Genomic DNA, 14,543 nt, shown 5'->3' on the forward strand with positions numbered 1-14,543 from the left:
GGTGTCGGTTACAGCGCTTTGCTGACCTTGATGTCACTGAGTTCTTCCTTAGTGTGCATTTTTTTCAGCGCCGCTTTGGCTTCCTCGTCAGTGCCGGTTTCCAGCTCGGCGAACTCGAAACGCTGTTCACCGTCCAGTTTGTACTTGATCACGTATTTGGTTTTTTGCGCCACGGTGTTGGGTTCCTTTCAGAATAGGCTGCGTTTCAGCTCAGTTTACTGCTGGAGCGACGGATGATCTTGATCGAATGGGTCAGCGTCGGCTTGCGCGTCACGCTGATCGCGCGGCGGTTGACGGTGTCGATGGTGATGTTCCAGAACCCGGTGCTCGGTGCGGTGATGCGCGCCGGGAACGTATCGAACGCGCCGCCGTGGTAGGTGTGACGGCCGCCGTTCTTGAAGCTGCGAAAGTTGGCGTCGTTCATCAAACGGATGTTGCACATTTGCGAGCATTGAATAACGACGATGTCGTCTTCGTTGAGGTGCTCGCGCTGGTGAATGAATTTCATGGGGGCGCCTCCAGAAGGGCTTTTTCTACAAAATCAAAACGATAGCTTGTCGATGGGCGCAGTTTATCAGCCCGCACGGGTTATTATCCGGCCGTCGGGCGTTGCTTTGACAAATTTTGAACAGATATTCGCAATGGCATGCGGGTTAAATGCGCAAGGCCCCGGAGAAAAGCGGCATTCATGCTGTCGGACGGTCTTTAACGGAGGATTTGTATGAAGTGGGGTGTGTTGTGTGTGCCGTTGATTCTGGCGATGGCCGGTTGTGCAAATGTTTCCGAAATCAATGAAACCCTGCCGACCATGAGCGTGATCTCCGGCAAAAAGCCCCAGGAGTATGCGCAGTGTCTGACCGACAGGCTCGCCGACAGCCGCGGTGCATTGCAGGTCCAGCCGCAGAAAGATGGCGTGCGAGTGATCGTTCCGGGCAAACTCTCGTCAGGCCCGGCGGCAGTCTTTGATATCGAAGATCGCGCTGGCGGCAGCAGCATCAAGCTGCATGAGCGCATGTCCAACGTGCCGGTTCGCCCCCACGATGTGCAGAAAGCCGCAAACGCCTGCATTTCCGGCTGATAGACTGACGGACATCAGCACCGAATGCCGTCACAGTCCTGCTGTGGCGGCATTGTCATTTATGGAGTCGCGATGAAGCGAGAGCACGTGCGGGATTGCCACGCAGAGGGCCTGATCTCTGCCACCCATGTCATTCAGAATCCGGCAAATCCCGGTGAATGGATCGTGTTTTTCAAGAAGAGTGCAGGGCGCAGCTACTTCCTTGTGGATGACCATGACGAAGTGGAGTCCTTCGGTCGGCTTGACGATCTGATCGAGGTCGTCCGTGGCCTCGGGATCAAATTCGCTGAAATTCACATGTAGCGACTATTTGCAGACCACCACGACGTTGCGGGTTTTGTAATTGCCAACGTCGACGCCCAGAGTCTTGTCGTCTTCCTGGGGCGCCGGTGTACCGTCAGTGCCGACGATGCGATAGCCGGTGCCTGCGCAAGAGGCATCGGCTTTTTCGTAGCACATCGCCCAGGAGTTGGCTTCGCCGGAGCAATCGATGCTCAAGCCCTGTTCGCCATTGTTCAGATAAGTCGGTTGCGAGGTGGCACAGCCGCTCAGTACCAGCACCGCGAAGAGCGGCTGCAGTTTGTTCAGGTTCATGGTTAGGTCTTCAAGTGGGGGACTGGATGCTCTGACAGCGGCGTGATGAAAAGGTTATAGCGAATGGCCACTTGTTTGTGAACAAGGCACAAAAAAGCCCTGCGTGCTGGCAGGGCTTGGGCGCGTCTGACGTGAGGATCAATCCTGATCCTTGCCACGGCGCTTGGGCGACGCAGGCGTATCGGTGAATACCGAGGCCACATCCGTCGCCATCTGCTCGCTGTCGAAAGGCCCGGCGATGTGTTCGCCATTGGTGGTGGTCAGCGTCCACTTGCCGTCTTTCTTGTCGATCACATACCCGTTGATGATTTTTACCGCGGCCATCTAGTCTGTCTCGTTCGCAGGTTCAAAGGCGCCATGATACCGGCAAATCCTCGCATTGTGGGCCGTTAAGCGTATGGTGAGCCAGTTTGGGCGGATCTTGAGCTACGCTGAATTTGCCGCTTGAACCCGGATGGAACTATCCGCGCGAATATTTCTCTATGTTGGCATCGCTTAGCCATCGCGGGGCATTGTAAGGCGCACGCCGCCTGATTAGACTGCCTCGAAACTCGTACACACAGCCTTTTCAAGGACTTATATGATCAAGAAATGCTTGTTTCCAGCAGCCGGTTACGGCACTCGCTTCCTGCCAGCGACCAAAGCCATGCCTAAAGAAATGCTGCCGGTGGTAAACAAGCCACTGATCCAGTACGGCGTTGAAGAAGCGCTGGACGCGGGCCTGACTGAAATCTCCATCGTCACCGGTCGTGGCAAGCGTGCGCTTGAAGACCACTTCGACATCAGCTACGAGCTGGAAAACCAGATCAAGGGCACCGACAAGGAAAAGTACCTGGTCGGTATCCGCAAGCTGCTGGACGAGTGCTCGTTCTCCTACACCCGTCAGACCGAGATGAAAGGTCTGGGCCACGCGATCCTGACCGGTCGCCCGCTGATCGGTGACGAACCGTTCGCCGTGGTGCTGGCGGACGACCTGTGTGTCAACATCGACGGCGACGGCGTCCTGACCCAGATGGTCAAGCTGTACAAGCAGTTCCGCTGCTCGATCGTCGCCATTCAGGAAGTCGATCCGCAGGAAACCAACAAGTACGGCGTGATCGCTGGCGAAATGATCCGCGACGACATCTATCGCGTGCACAGCATGGTCGAGAAGCCAAAACCGGAAGACGCGCCGTCGAACCTGGCGATCATCGGTCGTTACATCCTGACGCCGGACATTTTCGACCTGATCGAACAGACTGAGCCAGGCAAGGGTGGTGAAATCCAGATCACCGACGCGCTGATGAAGCAGGCCCAGAACGGCTGCGTCATGGCCTACAAGTTCAAGGGCAAGCGTTTTGACTGCGGTGGCGCTGAAGGCTACATCGACGCGACCAACTTCTGCTTCGAAAACTTCTACAAGACTGGCAAGGCTTACTGATAGCGTTTGTCCCGTCTGCAAGAGAAAGCCACCTTCGGGTGGCTTTTTCATTTTCCGCCCTCATATGGTTGGCAGTGCTTGCCCAACGGGCGACTGCAGGTATGCTGATGGCCTGCCGAGGAGATAGAAATGGCCTACGATTTTGACCTTTATGTGATTGGCGCCGGTTCCGGCGGTGTGCGGGCTGCGCGGTTTGCCGCCGGTTTCGGGGCGAAAGTGGCGGTTGCCGAGAGTCGCTACCTGGGCGGCACCTGCGTCAACGTCGGCTGCGTGCCGAAAAAACTGTTGGTGTACGGCGCGCATTTTGCCGAAGACTTCGAACAGGCCTCAGGTTTTGGCTGGAACCTGGGCGAAGCGAATTTCGACTGGGCCACGCTGATCGCCAACAAGGATCGCGAGATCAATCGCCTCAACGGTATTTATCGCAATCTGCTGGTCAACAGCGGCGTGACCCTGCACGAGGCGCACGCGAAAATCGTCGGGCCGCACGAGGTTGAGGTCAATGGCAAGCGCTTCACGGCAAAAAACATCCTGATCGCCACTGGCGGCTGGCCGCAGATCCCTGAGATCCCGGGTCATGAGCACGCGATCGGCTCCAACGAAGCGTTCTTCCTGAAAGAATTGCCCAAGCGTGTTCTTGTCGTCGGTGGTGGTTATATCGCCGTCGAGTTTGCCGGGATTTTCCATGGCCTTGGCGCCAACACCACGCTGCTATATCGCGGCGATCTGTTCCTGCGCGGTTTCGACGGCTCGGTGCGCAAGCATTTGCAGGAAGAGTTGACCAAGCGTGGCCTCGATCTGCAATTCAACGCCGATATCGCGCGGATCGACAAACAGGCTGACGGCAGCCTGAAAGCGACGCTCAAGGACGGACGGGTACTCGAAGCCGACTGCGTTTTCTACGCCACAGGCCGCCGTCCGATGCTGGACAATCTGGGGTTGGAAAACACTGATGTACAGCTCGACGACAAAGGTTTCATCAAAGTCGACGACGAGTACCAGACCTCCGAGCCATCGATCCTGGCGCTGGGCGACGTGATCGGGCGGGTGCAGCTGACGCCGGTCGCATTGGCTGAAGGCATGGCTGTGGCACGGCGACTGTTCAAGCCGGAGCAATACCGTCCGGTGGATTACAAGATGATCCCTACTGCCGTGTTCAGTCTGCCGAATATCGGCACGGTAGGTTTGACCGAAGAAGAGGCGCGCGAGGCAGGCCATGAGGTGATGATCTTCGAGAGCCGCTTCCGGCCGATGAAGCTGACCCTGACGGATTGTCAGGAGAAAACCCTGATGAAACTGGTGGTCGATGCCAAAACCGACAAGGTGCTCGGCTGCCACATGGTTGGCCCTGATGCCGGCGAGATCGTTCAGGGGCTGGCGATTGCCTTGAAGGCAGGCGCGACCAAGCGTGACTTCGACGACACGATCGGGGTGCACCCGACGGCCGCCGAAGAGTTCGTCACCATGCGCACGCCGGTCAGCGCTTAAACATCCTTCGATTTGGCCGAGTCTGGCGCTGTCGTCACGGCAGCTGCCAGGCGCTGGCTGTCCTCCAGGCTCGCTTGAGCCTTGAGCAATTCCTTTTCCAGTGACTGATTGAGCTGTGTCTGCTCGTCGACGCTCTGCTTGAGTGCCTGGCTTTCCAGTGTCGCGACGCGCAAACGTTCCTGGAGGAGGGTGCGTTCGCTGTCCATCCGTGTGGCCTGTTCGAGCAACTGATCCTGACGCTGATTGCTCTGCCTGAGCTGATCCTGCAGCAGGTTCAGCTCGCGCTGGGTGCCACGGTTCTCAGTGAGCAGGCGTTCGTTGTCGCGGTGCAGTTGAGTGATTTCATCCTGACGCACCAGCGCACTCTGCTGTGCCTGACGCAGTTCTGCCTGAATCTGCTGGATCTGCCCTTCGTGGCGGGCCTGTTCCTGCTCGCGCTGTTCCTTGGTCGCGTTGCGGTAATGCTCCAGCGCGTCGCGGGCGTGCAGGTGTTTTTCTTCCAGCGAGCGGATCTGCTCGTCCTTGTCCTGCAGGCGCAATTCAAAATCAGCCAGGGCCTGATTCAGCCCGGCGTTGCGCGTCTGTTCGGTTTGCAGCATCGAGCGGGTGTTGCCCAGCGCCTCGGATTCGCGTTGCAGCGCGGCGCCTTGAACGTCGTGCTCGTGTTCGAGCTTCTCCAAGGCCTGGCGCGCCTGATTCAGCTCGGCCTCCAGTGCTTCGCGTTGTTCTTCGAACTGCTCGCGGGCCTGCTCGATGGGCTCCTGGGCCTGTTCTTTCAGGCGTTGGGCGAGGCGTGAGACGAGGGCGGTCAGTTCACCATCGATCGGTTCCACCGACGCTTCCGTCGGTTGGGCGCCGTCATCCAGCTCCTTCAGATAGCGATGGATCGTGGTTTTGGAGCCAGTGTTGCCCATTTCGATGCGTACTGCATCGATGCTCGGGTGTTCGCCGCGAGCCAGGATCGCTGTGCGTGCGATCTGCACCAGCGCTTTGGTAATGCCGCCACGGGCCATGTCAACTCCTACGGTTACGTACTGTGGTACATGCCACTAAAGTACGCAGTGTACCATGCTGAAAGTAAAGGTGAATCTTTGAAATAAAACAGGCGGGATATACTGGTATTACCCAGTGTCAGGCGGCAAGATGCGCATCTGCCCGCCCGATCCAGTACGCCAGCGAGAAAAACCGCCCATGAGTGACATCGATCGCTATCTGCAAGCCGCCACTCGCGACAACACCCGTCGCAGCTACCGCATGGCCATCGAGCACTTTGAGGTGACGTGGGGCGGATTCCTGCCGGCCACCGCCGATAGTGTTGCGCGCTATCTGGCGGAACACGCCGGGGTGTTGTCGATCAACACGCTGAAGTTGCGTCTGTCGGCGCTGGCGCAGTGGCACAGCAGCCAAGGCTTTGCCGATCCGACCAAGGCACCGGTGGTGCGCAAAGTGTTCAAGGGGATCCGCGCATTGCATCCGGCGCAGGAAAAACAGGCCGAGCCGTTGCAGTTGCAGGATCTACAGCGCGTGGTCGATTGGCTGGAACAGGAGGCGCAAACCGCGCGGCAAGAACAGGATCGCCCGACCTTGCTCAAGGCGTATCGGGATCGCGCGCTGATTCTGTTGGGCTTCTGGCGCGGCTTTCGCAGCGACGAGTTGTGCCGCTTGCAGATCGAGCATGTGCAGGCGAGTGCTGGCAAAGGCATCACCCTGTATCTGACGCGCAGCAAGGGCGACCGGGAAAACCTCGGGCAGACTTATCAGGCGCCGGCGCTGTTGAAGCTGTGCCCGGTGCAGGCTTACATCGACTGGATCACTGAAGCAGCGCTGGTGCGCGGCGCGGTTTTTCGCAGCATTGATCGCTGGGGCAATCTGAGCGAGGAGGGCTTGCACGCCAACAGCATCATTCCTCTGTTGCGTCAGGCCTTGCAGCGCGCCGGCATTTCCGCCGCCGGCTACACCAGTCATTCCCTGCGTCGTGGCTTTGCTACCTGGGCGCATCAGAGCGGTTGGGATCTGAAATCTCTGATGAGTTATGTCGGCTGGAAAGACATGAAATCGGCCATGCGCTATGTTGAGGTCAGCCCGTTCCACGGAATGGCTCGGATTACGGACAACCCGGCTTCGTCGTAGATATCGTTTTCTTCTATTAATACAGTCAGCTAATAGCGAAAACAAATCAGCAGCATCAGGTTTGCCAATGAGCCTTCCGTCGCGTGAGTGGGTAGGATTCACCCATCAACTTCATAACCCCTGACGGAGAGTCATCGATGCCTATCATCAACAGCCAAGTAAAACCGTTCAAAGCTACCGCGTTCAAAAACGGCGACTTCGTTCAAGTCTCTGACGCTGACTTGAAAGGCAAGTGGTCCGTGGTGTTCTTCTACCCAGCCGACTTCACCTTCGTTTGCCCAACCGAGCTGGAAGACCTGGCCGACAACTACGCCGAATTCAAGAAGCTGGGCGTTGAAATCTACAGCGTTTCGACCGACACCCATTTTGCTCACGCTGCCTGGCACAACACTTCGCCAGCCATCGGCAAAATCGAATACACCATGATCGGCGATCCAACCCACGTCATCTCGCGCAACTTCGACGTGCTGATTGAAGAAGCGGGTCTGGCTGACCGTGGCACCTTCGTGATCAACCCTGAAGGTCAGATCAAAATCGTTGAACTGAACGATGGCGGCGTTGGCCGTGACGCTTCCGAGCTGCTGCGCAAGATCAAGGCTGCTCAGTACGTCGCTGCTCACCCAGGCGAAGTTTGCCCGGCCAAGTGGAAAGAAGGCGAGGCCACTCTGGCTCCGTCGCTGGACCTGGTCGGCAAGATCTAAGTCTGTGACACGCAACGCAGGGCGGTACGCCGCACCTTCATAAGTCAGCTGCACCGCCCAATAAAAATGCCCGGGCGAGATTCGCTCGGGCTTTTTTTCGCCTCAAATAAAGGAAATCGCCCGTATGTTGGACGCCAATCTTAAAGCCCAGTTGAAATCGTACCTGGAACGGGTCACCCAACCGATCGAGATCGTTGCATCCCTCGACGACGGTGCGAAATCCCGCGAAATGCTCGACCTGCTGAAAGACGTTGCCAGTCTTTCGAGCCAGATTACCCTGATCGACAGCGGTGACGATGCCCGCAAGCCATCGTTCTCGATCAACCGCCCCGGGGCTGACATCAGCCTGCGTTTCGCCGGTATCCCGATGGGCCACGAGTTCACCTCCCTGGTGCTGGCCTTGCTGCAAGTCGGCGGTCACCCGTCCAAAGCCAGTGCCGAAGTGATCGAGCAGATCCGCTCGCTCAAAGGCGAGTTCAGCTTCGAGACCTACTTCTCGCTGTCTTGCCAGAACTGCCCTGATGTCGTTCAGGCCCTGAACCTGATGGCGGTGCTCAACCCGAACATCCGCCACGTCGCGATCGACGGCGCGCTGTTCCAGGACGAAGTCAACGATCGCAAGATCATGGCCGTGCCAAGCATTTACCTGAACGGCGAAAACTTCGGCCAGGGCCGCATGGGCCTGGAGGAAATCCTCGCCAAACTCGACACCGGCGCCATCGTGCGTCAGGCCGAGAAGATCAGCGCCAAAGAAGCCTTTGACGTGCTGGTCGTCGGCGGTGGCCCCGCTGGCGCTTCGGCAGCCATATATGCCGCACGTAAAGGCATCCGCACCGGCGTTGCCGCTGAGCGCTTTGGCGGTCAGGTGCTGGACACCATGGCCATCGAGAACTTCATTTCCGTGCAGGAAACCGAAGGGCCGAAACTGGCCACGGCGCTGGAAGAGCACGTCAAACAGTACGACGTCGACATCATGAACCTGCAACGTGCCGACAAGTTGATCCCCGGCAAGAGCGGCGAGCTGCACGAAGTTCACTTCGCCAGCGGCGCAACCCTGAAGGCCAAGAGCGTGATTCTCGCGACCGGCGCACGCTGGCGCGAAATGAACGTCCCCGGCGAACAGGAATACCGCAACAAAGGCGTGGCGTACTGCCCGCACTGCGACGGCCCGCTGTTCAAGGGCAAGCGCGTCGCGGTTATTGGCGGCGGTAACTCCGGCGTTGAAGCAGCCATTGACCTGGCGGGTATTGTGTCGCACGTAACCCTGCTGGAATTCGACGTGCAACTACGTGCCGATGCGGTGTTGCAACGCAAACTGCACAGCCTGCCGAATGTCACCGTGATCACCAGTGCGCAAACCACTGAAGTCACTGGTAACGGCGAGAAGGTCAACGGCTTGCGTTACAAGGACCGCACCAGCGATGAACTGCGCACGGTCGAGCTGGAAGGCATCTTCGTGCAGATCGGTTTGCTGCCGAACACCGATTGGCTGAAAGGCACCATCGAGCTGTCGCCCCGTGGTGAAATCATCGTCGATAACCGTGGCGAGACTTCGATCCCGGGGATCTTCGCTGCCGGCGACGTGACGACCGTGCCGTACAAGCAGATCGTGATCGCAGTAGGCGAGGGCGCCAAGGCTTCGCTGAGTGCGTTCGATCACCTGATTCGGACGTCGGCGCCGGCCTGACTGCCCGGCCGGAAATGAAAAAACCCATGAGCGATCATGGGTTTTTTTATGCCTGACACAGAACCACGTGTGGGAGCGAGCCTGCTCGCGAACGCCGAGTGTCATTCAACGATGATGTTGGCTGACCAGACGCCTTCGCGAGCAGGCTCGCTCCCACACATGGATTTATACCGTCAGTTACAGCGGTGCAGGCTGAATGATCTCGACCCAGTAACCATCCGGATCTTTGATAAACGCCAGACTCTTCATCCGGCCATCGGTCAGGCGCTTCTGGAAGTCACAACCCAGCTCTTCAAAACGAGCGCATGCCGCAACGATGTCCGGCACCGAAATGCAGATGTGGCCAAAACCACGCGGATCGGTGTTGCCGTTGTGGTAGGCGAAGTCGGCATCGTTTTCGGTGCCGTGGTTATGGGTCAGTTCAAGAATACCGGGGATCGATTTCATCCACTCGGTGCGTGCGGCGGCGTCGGCAGGGATCTGCGCTTTATCGACCAGTGCGAGGAAGTACAGGCTGAACTCGGCTTCCGGGAAGTCGCGCTTCTCGACCAGGGAGAAACCCAGCACGCGGGTGTAGAAATCCAGCGACTTGGTGATGTCCTTTACACGCAGCATGGTGTGGTTGAACACGAAATTGCGGGTTGCGCTGTCTGGCGTGGCTGTAACGCCTGGGAAAGTGTTGAGTTCGTTGAGGCTCATGGGCCCTCCAATAACAATGGGCGAGTGAATGGGCGCAATGATACGCATGCCGGCCGGCATCGCCAAATGCAACGCGGGCTTGCCCTGCGAGTGGGCGGGGCTCAGACTTTGCCTTCTATCTTCGAGTGCGTCCGGCAATGATCCGACTGTTTAAAACCGTGTTTGTTTTTTTTGCTTTGTCGACGGTCGTGATTTTCCCGGCCATGGCCGAACCGAGCATTACATGGCCCGCTGGATGGGAGGTCGAGGTATTGCCTGACACTCCGCCAATCTCGCGACAGAGGGCAGTGAAGCACGATGCCGATGGTAACCAGGTGATGGTGATGGAGCTGACCATGACTGAGGTGGAGCCGGGCCATCAGGTCAATCTGCAGGGAGTGCTGCTGGAGATGCGCAAGTCCATACAAAAGGACTTTTTGCGCAGTGGCTACCAGAGTGTCTGCAACAGGATTCATCCGTCTGCACTCGGTTCAGCGGCGGGATTTGAGACGACCTGCACCGTAACCGAGAACGGTCGACACGTATTATCACAAACGTTGGTGGCAGCTGTGCAAGCGGACAAGGCCTATGTACTTTCATACGCCGGACAGGCAGAGGTTTATAAGGCTAGCGGGGACGAGATAGCGGCAGCGCGTGACAGTCTGAAATTATAAACGTCCGTACTAAGTAGCCATCTTTTGAATGTCCGAATGGATTAAGCACAAAGTTTAATCCTGCGCTTGCAGCAACATCGCGCAGCAAAATATTTGGCCGGATGATTCAGTAGCGTTACACAAATTTTTAACTTGTTCGATGAAAATCATTTCATTTGTTAGATATTGTCAATAAAAAGCCCCGCATCAAGCGGGGCTTTTTATTGAATGAAGATTAACCGCGCAACCAGGAATCGACGGTGGCTGCACCGTACTGTTCCTTCCAGGCTTTCAGGCCGCGATGGTTGCCGCCCTTGGTTTCGATCAGTTCGCCGGTATGCGGATTCTGATAGACCTTGACTACGCGAGCGCGGCGAGTCTTAGGGGCTGCAGGCGCTTGCAGGCCCGATTTTGCGGGGTTCGGATCGAGAATGGCGATGATGTCTTTCAGGCCTTTGCCATAGGTTTTCATCAGTCCCTGGAGCTTTTCTTCGAATTCGATTTCTTTCTTGAGCCCGGCATCGTTCTTCAGCGATTCCAGCTGCTTGAGCTGTTCCTGAAGGGCCTTTTCAGCTGCACGAAATTCAGCGAGTCTGGACAATATCTTTACTCCAATAGTGTGTTCGGCTGATACCAACCGCAAACAAAGCTATAAGCCAAGAGCCTTGAAACGACTCGGTGATAATTGGCTCACCTGCCAGTCTGGCTCAGGTTTGAAAAAATTGTAGTAGTTAATGCGACAAGAGTAAATCCTGATGTTGTCGTCATGTAACCGTAAAGACCTTTTGTATCAAATTGGTGCGCCTGTCCGGCGGGCGGGGTTACTCAGTTAATGATCACTTAATGCTCTGATGAAATCAGCCGCAGGCATCGGTTTGCCGAACAGATAGCCTTGCAGGAAGTTAACGCGATGGGCGGTCAGATAATCGGACTGGGCCTGAGTTTCGACACCTTCGGCAACAATACCCAAGTCCAGTTTGGCCGACAGCTCGATGATCGAATCGAGGATATGCCGCGACAACGCATCGACACCAATCATGGCGACAAAGCTCTGATCGATCTTGAGATAGTCGACATTGAAGGTGCGCAGGTAACCGAGGCTGGAATGACCGGTTCCAAAATCGTCGATGGCGATTTTCACCCCCAAGGCATGCAGTTGCTCGAACAATTGCACGGCGATGGCGCTCGGCTCGATCAGTTCTCGCTCCGTCAACTCCAGGACCAGGTCTACGCTGCCCGGCGCAAATGCTTGCAGAAATATTCGACAGTCCTCGACCAGTTCCAGATCCCGACAATGGCTGGCGGTGATGTTGATGCCGATGTGGAACGGTTTGGTGAAGTTCGGCGATTGTGGCCCCAGGATTACGGCGGTTTGCTGCATCAGGGCGCGCGTCATCGGCACGATCAACCCCGAGTGCTCGGCGAACGGAATAAACAGATCCGGGCGCACCAGACCTTCTTTGGGGTGATTCCAGCGCATCAGCACTTCGGCGCCTGACCATTGCTTGCTGTCGCCGTGAACCACCGGCTGGAAGTACGGAATAAACTCACCGGCTTCCAGTGCGCGGAGCATTTCGTGACTGGGCGAGGTTGAGCGTTGCTGTAAGAAGTGGCCAATGGCGCCTGAGACCGCACCAAAGAAAATCAGCAAGCTGAACAGCGGAGGATATTCAGCCGCCATGTAACGCCAGGTTTCGCCCTTGGGATAACCGGCCGAAACATCAAAGCCATAACGTGCCGATTCCAGCACGCTTTGTGCAACCGGTAATGCTGGCAGAGGCCCGCGGTGTACTTTGCCGTCGGCAGACAGCCAGTTCTCGCCCACTTGCAACATCAGTAATGTCTGGCGGCCGATCAGGCGCAGCATGTTGCCCAGGTGATAACCATCAAGCGTGGTCAGCGCGCCGCCGCGACCGTTGCTGAGGCGATAGACCAGCAACGCCGTATCAGGCGTCACCGGGTTACCGTCCATCAGCCACAGTTTGCCCAGATGATAGTTCCCGGCACTGACGGCCTCCCTGAATTCTCCGAACAGCGAGCTGCAATAGAGATTGTCGTCCCAGACCAGATTGGTCGATCTTACAAAAGGCCGTCGAGTCACCTGCTCGCGCAGCGCCAGCTTCACCTCTTCACAGTTTTTTCCTGCCAGTGGCAAGAGAACCCGGGCTGCCTCGGCGGTGTTATCGAGCATCAGCTCGAACTGGCGCAAGGCCTGCGCGGCCGTCTCGGCGGCGCTTTGCTGCAGAGTGCGTTCGGCCTGCATATAAAGAATCGCACTGCCCAGCACGATCGGCAGTAGACCGCTGAGTAACGTCACAATGATGCGGGTGCTGCGTTTGCGGCGGGGTCTGACGGTCAGCGGCATGGGCACATCCTGTGAATTCTGAACTGGGCCTGACGCTGGGGTGCGCTCTGAATCGTTTGGGCCACGAGGGAGAATAGATGGCAGATGCAGGTGCGACAAACCCCTTGCACCTGTCGCGAAAAAGCGGATTTTATACGTAGGGCAGACAAGCCAGGTTACGCTGTGTAGAATCGGTTTACGCATACAATAATAATCGTCTTCTGGCAGCAGAAGCCTCGCCCGCAAGAGCCTTGGGTCGACAATGAAGATATTCGGGTTTCAACTGATCTACGGAGACTTCCTCGCCCGCAGCGTGCGTGGCATCTCCTGCGCGCCTCCCTCGACCTCGCTTTCCTGACAAATAACCCTGGTTAATTGATAAGAAAAGATGAGGCGTCACCATGGCAGATTTATACGAAAACCCAATGGGCCTGATGGGCTTTGAGTTCATCGAGTTCGCTTCGCCGACTCCGGGCATGCTGGAGCCGATCTTCGAGATCATGGGCTTCACCAAAGTCGCGACCCACCGCTCCAAGAACGTACACCTGTACCGTCAGGGTGCGATCAACCTGATCCTCAATAACGAACCCAACAGCGTCGCTTCGTACTTCGCTGCCGAGCACGGCCCGTCCGTATGCGGCATGGCATTTCGCGTCAAGGATTCGCAAAAGGCCTACAACCGCGCGCTGGAACTCGGCGCTCAGCCGATCCATATCGAAACCGGCCCGATGGAACTCAATCTGCCGGCGATCAAAGGCATCGGCGGCGCGCCGCTGTACCTGATCGACCGTTTCGGCGAAGGCAGTTCGATCTACGACATCGACTTCGTGTTCATCGAAGGCGTGGATCGTAACCCGGTCGGCGCCGGCCTCAAGATCATCGACCACCTGACCCACAACGTTTATCGCGGTCGCATGGCCTACTGGGCGAATTTCTACGAGAAGCTGTTCAACTTCCGCGAAATTCGTTACTTCGACATCAAGGGCGAGTACACCGGCCTGACCTCCAAAGCCATGACGGCTCCGGATGGGATGATTCGCATCCCGCTCAACGAAGAGTCGTCCAAGGGCGCGGGGCAGATCGAAGAGTTTCTGATGCAGTTCAACGGCGAAGGGATCCAGCACGTTGCGTTCCTCACCGACGACCTGATCAAGACCTGGGATCAGTTGAAGAAGATCGGCATGCGCTTCATGACCGCGCCGCCGGACACTTACTACGAAATGCTTGAAGGTCGCCTGCCGAATCACGGCGAGCCGGTCGATCAACTGCAATCGCGCGGCATTCTGCTCGACGGCGCGTCGGAGCAGGGCGACAAGCGTCTGCTGTTGCAGATCTTCTCGGAAACCCTGATGGGCCCGGTGTTCTTCGAATTCATCCAGCGCAAAGGCGACGATGGTTTCGGAGAGGGCAACTTCAAGGCCCTGTTCGAATCGATCGAGCGTGACCAAGTGCGTCGTGGTGTGCTTGCCACCGAATAATCCGCGACTGAAATGAAAAATCCCGGCCTGCGGAGAAGCAGGGCCTGGATTTTTCAAGAGCAAAAGATCGCGGCCTTCGGCAGCTCCTACAGGAAAAATGCATTCCAAATGTAGGAGCTGCCGAAGGCTGCGATCTCTTGCTTTTAGCTCAATTCAAGCCAGATCGGCGCATGGTCCGATGGCTTTTCCATGCCGCGCAGTTCGTAGTCCACGCCCGCGTCCTTGACCCGTGGCAGCAAACCATGGGAAGCCAGAATCACGTCAATGCGCAGGCCGCGCTTGGGCTCGTCTT

Annotated in this window: 17 protein-coding genes and 1 pseudogene; 9 read left to right on the forward strand and 9 right to left on the reverse strand. The window is 57.1% G+C overall.

Annotated features, from left to right (window positions below):
• Positions 1–8: 8 nt before the first annotated feature.
• Positions 9–173 carry a hypothetical protein gene (locus VNV36_RS23545; protein ID WP_325721094.1) on the reverse strand — a complete coding sequence of 55 codons (165 nt, stop codon included), beginning with the start codon at positions 171–173 and terminating at the stop codon, positions 9–11.
• A 32-nt stretch (positions 174–205) separates the two neighbouring features.
• Positions 206–508 carry a DUF1883 domain-containing protein gene (locus VNV36_RS23550; protein ID WP_057400164.1) on the reverse strand — a complete coding sequence of 101 codons (303 nt, stop codon included), beginning with the start codon at positions 506–508 and terminating at the stop codon, positions 206–208.
• Positions 509–721: 213 nt separating this feature from the next.
• Between VNV36_RS23550 and VNV36_RS23555 the strand changes: the two genes are divergently transcribed.
• Complete coding sequence (locus VNV36_RS23555; RefSeq protein ID WP_325721100.1) at positions 722–1,078, forward strand: hypothetical protein; 357 nt, start codon at positions 722–724, stop codon at positions 1,076–1,078.
• A gap of 72 nt (positions 1,079–1,150) precedes the next feature.
• Positions 1,151–1,381, forward strand: a complete 231-nt coding sequence (locus VNV36_RS23560; protein ID WP_325721102.1) for a hypothetical protein — start codon at positions 1,151–1,153, stop codon at positions 1,379–1,381.
• A gap of 3 nt (positions 1,382–1,384) precedes the next feature.
• On the opposite strand, the gene VNV36_RS23565 is transcribed toward VNV36_RS23560, so the two are convergent.
• Positions 1,385–1,672, reverse strand: a complete 288-nt coding sequence (locus VNV36_RS23565) for a hypothetical protein (RefSeq protein ID WP_325721104.1) — start codon at positions 1,670–1,672, stop codon at positions 1,385–1,387.
• 138 nt (positions 1,673–1,810) lie between these two features.
• Positions 1,811–1,996 carry a hypothetical protein gene (locus VNV36_RS23570; RefSeq protein ID WP_325721106.1) on the reverse strand — a complete coding sequence of 62 codons (186 nt, stop codon included), beginning with the start codon at positions 1,994–1,996 and terminating at the stop codon, positions 1,811–1,813.
• Between the two features lie 256 nt (positions 1,997–2,252).
• Here VNV36_RS23570 and galU point away from each other — a divergent pair, with 256 nt between their 5' ends.
• Positions 2,253–3,092: a UTP--glucose-1-phosphate uridylyltransferase GalU gene (gene galU, locus VNV36_RS23575; protein ID WP_024013124.1), complete on the forward strand. Its 840-nt coding sequence runs from the start codon at positions 2,253–2,255 to the stop codon at positions 3,090–3,092.
• Positions 3,093–3,221: 129 nt separating this feature from the next.
• Positions 3,222–4,580: a glutathione-disulfide reductase gene (gorA, locus tag VNV36_RS23580; protein ID WP_325721110.1), complete on the forward strand. Its 1,359-nt coding sequence runs from the start codon at positions 3,222–3,224 to the stop codon at positions 4,578–4,580.
• Here the strand turns inward: gorA and VNV36_RS23585 are convergent.
• The gene (locus VNV36_RS23585) at positions 4,577–5,593 is read right to left on the reverse strand and encodes a DNA-binding protein (protein ID WP_325721112.1); all 1,017 of its coding nucleotides are present in this window, start codon (positions 5,591–5,593) and stop codon (positions 4,577–4,579) included. The two genes, gorA and VNV36_RS23585, sit on opposite strands and share 4 nt — an antisense overlap.
• A 178-nt stretch (positions 5,594–5,771) precedes the next feature.
• Here VNV36_RS23585 and VNV36_RS23590 point away from each other — a divergent pair, with 178 nt between their 5' ends.
• The 3 genes from VNV36_RS23590 to ahpF all read left to right on the forward strand — a co-directional run bounded on the left by VNV36_RS23590 (position 5,772) and on the right by ahpF (position 9,098).
• On the forward strand, positions 5,772–6,710 hold the full coding sequence (locus VNV36_RS23590) for a site-specific integrase (RefSeq protein WP_325721114.1): 939 nt from the start codon (positions 5,772–5,774) through the stop codon (positions 6,708–6,710).
• Positions 6,711–6,847: 137 nt separating this feature from the next.
• A complete protein-coding gene (gene ahpC / locus VNV36_RS23595) occupies positions 6,848–7,411 on the forward strand; it encodes an alkyl hydroperoxide reductase subunit C (protein WP_016774916.1) in 564 nt (187 codons plus the stop codon).
• A 124-nt stretch (positions 7,412–7,535) separates the two neighbouring features.
• Positions 7,536–9,098 carry an alkyl hydroperoxide reductase subunit F gene (gene ahpF, locus VNV36_RS23600; protein WP_325721117.1) on the forward strand — a complete coding sequence of 521 codons (1,563 nt, stop codon included), beginning with the start codon at positions 7,536–7,538 and terminating at the stop codon, positions 9,096–9,098.
• Between the two features lie 177 nt (positions 9,099–9,275).
• On the opposite strand, the gene gloA is transcribed toward ahpF, so the two are convergent.
• Complete coding sequence (gene gloA, locus VNV36_RS23605) at positions 9,276–9,797, reverse strand: lactoylglutathione lyase (protein ID WP_039762746.1); 522 nt, start codon at positions 9,795–9,797, stop codon at positions 9,276–9,278.
• A 137-nt stretch (positions 9,798–9,934) separates the two neighbouring features.
• Between gloA and VNV36_RS23610 the strand changes: the two genes are divergently transcribed.
• A complete protein-coding gene (locus tag VNV36_RS23610; protein WP_325721120.1) occupies positions 9,935–10,450 on the forward strand; it encodes a DUF4946 domain-containing protein in 516 nt (171 codons plus the stop codon).
• Positions 10,451–10,664: 214 nt separating this feature from the next.
• Here the strand turns inward: VNV36_RS23610 and VNV36_RS23615 are convergent, their stop codons facing one another.
• Both VNV36_RS23615 and VNV36_RS23620 read right to left on the reverse strand, forming a co-directional pair.
• Positions 10,665–11,030 carry a histone-like nucleoid-structuring protein, MvaT/MvaU family gene (locus tag VNV36_RS23615; protein WP_325721121.1) on the reverse strand — a complete coding sequence of 122 codons (366 nt, stop codon included), beginning with the start codon at positions 11,028–11,030 and terminating at the stop codon, positions 10,665–10,667.
• Positions 11,031–11,258: 228 nt separating this feature from the next.
• The gene (locus tag VNV36_RS23620; RefSeq protein WP_325721123.1) at positions 11,259–12,794 is read right to left on the reverse strand and encodes an EAL domain-containing protein; all 1,536 of its coding nucleotides are present in this window, start codon (positions 12,792–12,794) and stop codon (positions 11,259–11,261) included.
• Positions 12,795–13,174: 380 nt separating this feature from the next.
• On the opposite strand from VNV36_RS23620, the gene hppD reads away from it, so the two are divergent.
• Positions 13,175–14,251, forward strand: a complete 1,077-nt coding sequence (gene hppD, locus VNV36_RS23625; RefSeq protein ID WP_325721125.1) for a 4-hydroxyphenylpyruvate dioxygenase — start codon at positions 13,175–13,177, stop codon at positions 14,249–14,251.
• A 143-nt stretch (positions 14,252–14,394) separates the two neighbouring features.
• Here hppD and VNV36_RS23630 read toward each other — a convergent pair.
• A pseudogene (locus VNV36_RS23630) lies at positions 14,395–14,543 on the reverse strand (exodeoxyribonuclease III); the annotation flags it as partial.

The organism is Pseudomonas sp., assembly GCF_035554175.1.
GTDB lineage: Bacteria > Pseudomonadota > Gammaproteobacteria > Pseudomonadales > Pseudomonadaceae > Aquipseudomonas.

Coding starts and splice junctions, on each gene's coding strand:
- VNV36_RS23565 (WP_325721104.1), bottom strand. CDS start 1,672: ATGAACCTGAACAAACTGCAGCCGCTCTTCGCGGTGCTGGTACTGAGC.
- VNV36_RS23590 (WP_325721114.1), top strand. CDS start 5,772: ATGAGTGACATCGATCGCTATCTGCAAGCCGCCACTCGCGACAACACC.
- VNV36_RS23585 (WP_325721112.1), bottom strand. CDS start 5,593: ATGGCCCGTGGCGGCATTACCAAAGCGCTGGTGCAGATCGCACGCACA.
- VNV36_RS23560 (WP_325721102.1), top strand. CDS start 1,151: ATGAAGCGAGAGCACGTGCGGGATTGCCACGCAGAGGGCCTGATCTCT.
- VNV36_RS23550 (WP_057400164.1), bottom strand. CDS start 508: ATGAAATTCATTCACCAGCGCGAGCACCTCAACGAAGACGACATCGTC.
- ahpC (WP_016774916.1), top strand. CDS start 6,848: ATGCCTATCATCAACAGCCAAGTAAAACCGTTCAAAGCTACCGCGTTC.
- VNV36_RS23620 (WP_325721123.1), bottom strand. CDS start 12,794: ATGCCGCTGACCGTCAGACCCCGCCGCAAACGCAGCACCCGCATCATT.
- gloA (WP_039762746.1), bottom strand. CDS start 9,797: ATGAGCCTCAACGAACTCAACACTTTCCCAGGCGTTACAGCCACGCCA.
- ahpF (WP_325721117.1), top strand. CDS start 7,536: ATGTTGGACGCCAATCTTAAAGCCCAGTTGAAATCGTACCTGGAACGG.
- VNV36_RS23610 (WP_325721120.1), top strand. CDS start 9,935: ATGATCCGACTGTTTAAAACCGTGTTTGTTTTTTTTGCTTTGTCGACG.
- gorA (WP_325721110.1), top strand. CDS start 3,222: ATGGCCTACGATTTTGACCTTTATGTGATTGGCGCCGGTTCCGGCGGT.
- galU (WP_024013124.1), top strand. CDS start 2,253: ATGATCAAGAAATGCTTGTTTCCAGCAGCCGGTTACGGCACTCGCTTC.
- VNV36_RS23570 (WP_325721106.1), bottom strand. CDS start 1,996: ATGGCCGCGGTAAAAATCATCAACGGGTATGTGATCGACAAGAAAGAC.
- VNV36_RS23555 (WP_325721100.1), top strand. CDS start 722: ATGAAGTGGGGTGTGTTGTGTGTGCCGTTGATTCTGGCGATGGCCGGT.
- hppD (WP_325721125.1), top strand. CDS start 13,175: ATGGCAGATTTATACGAAAACCCAATGGGCCTGATGGGCTTTGAGTTC.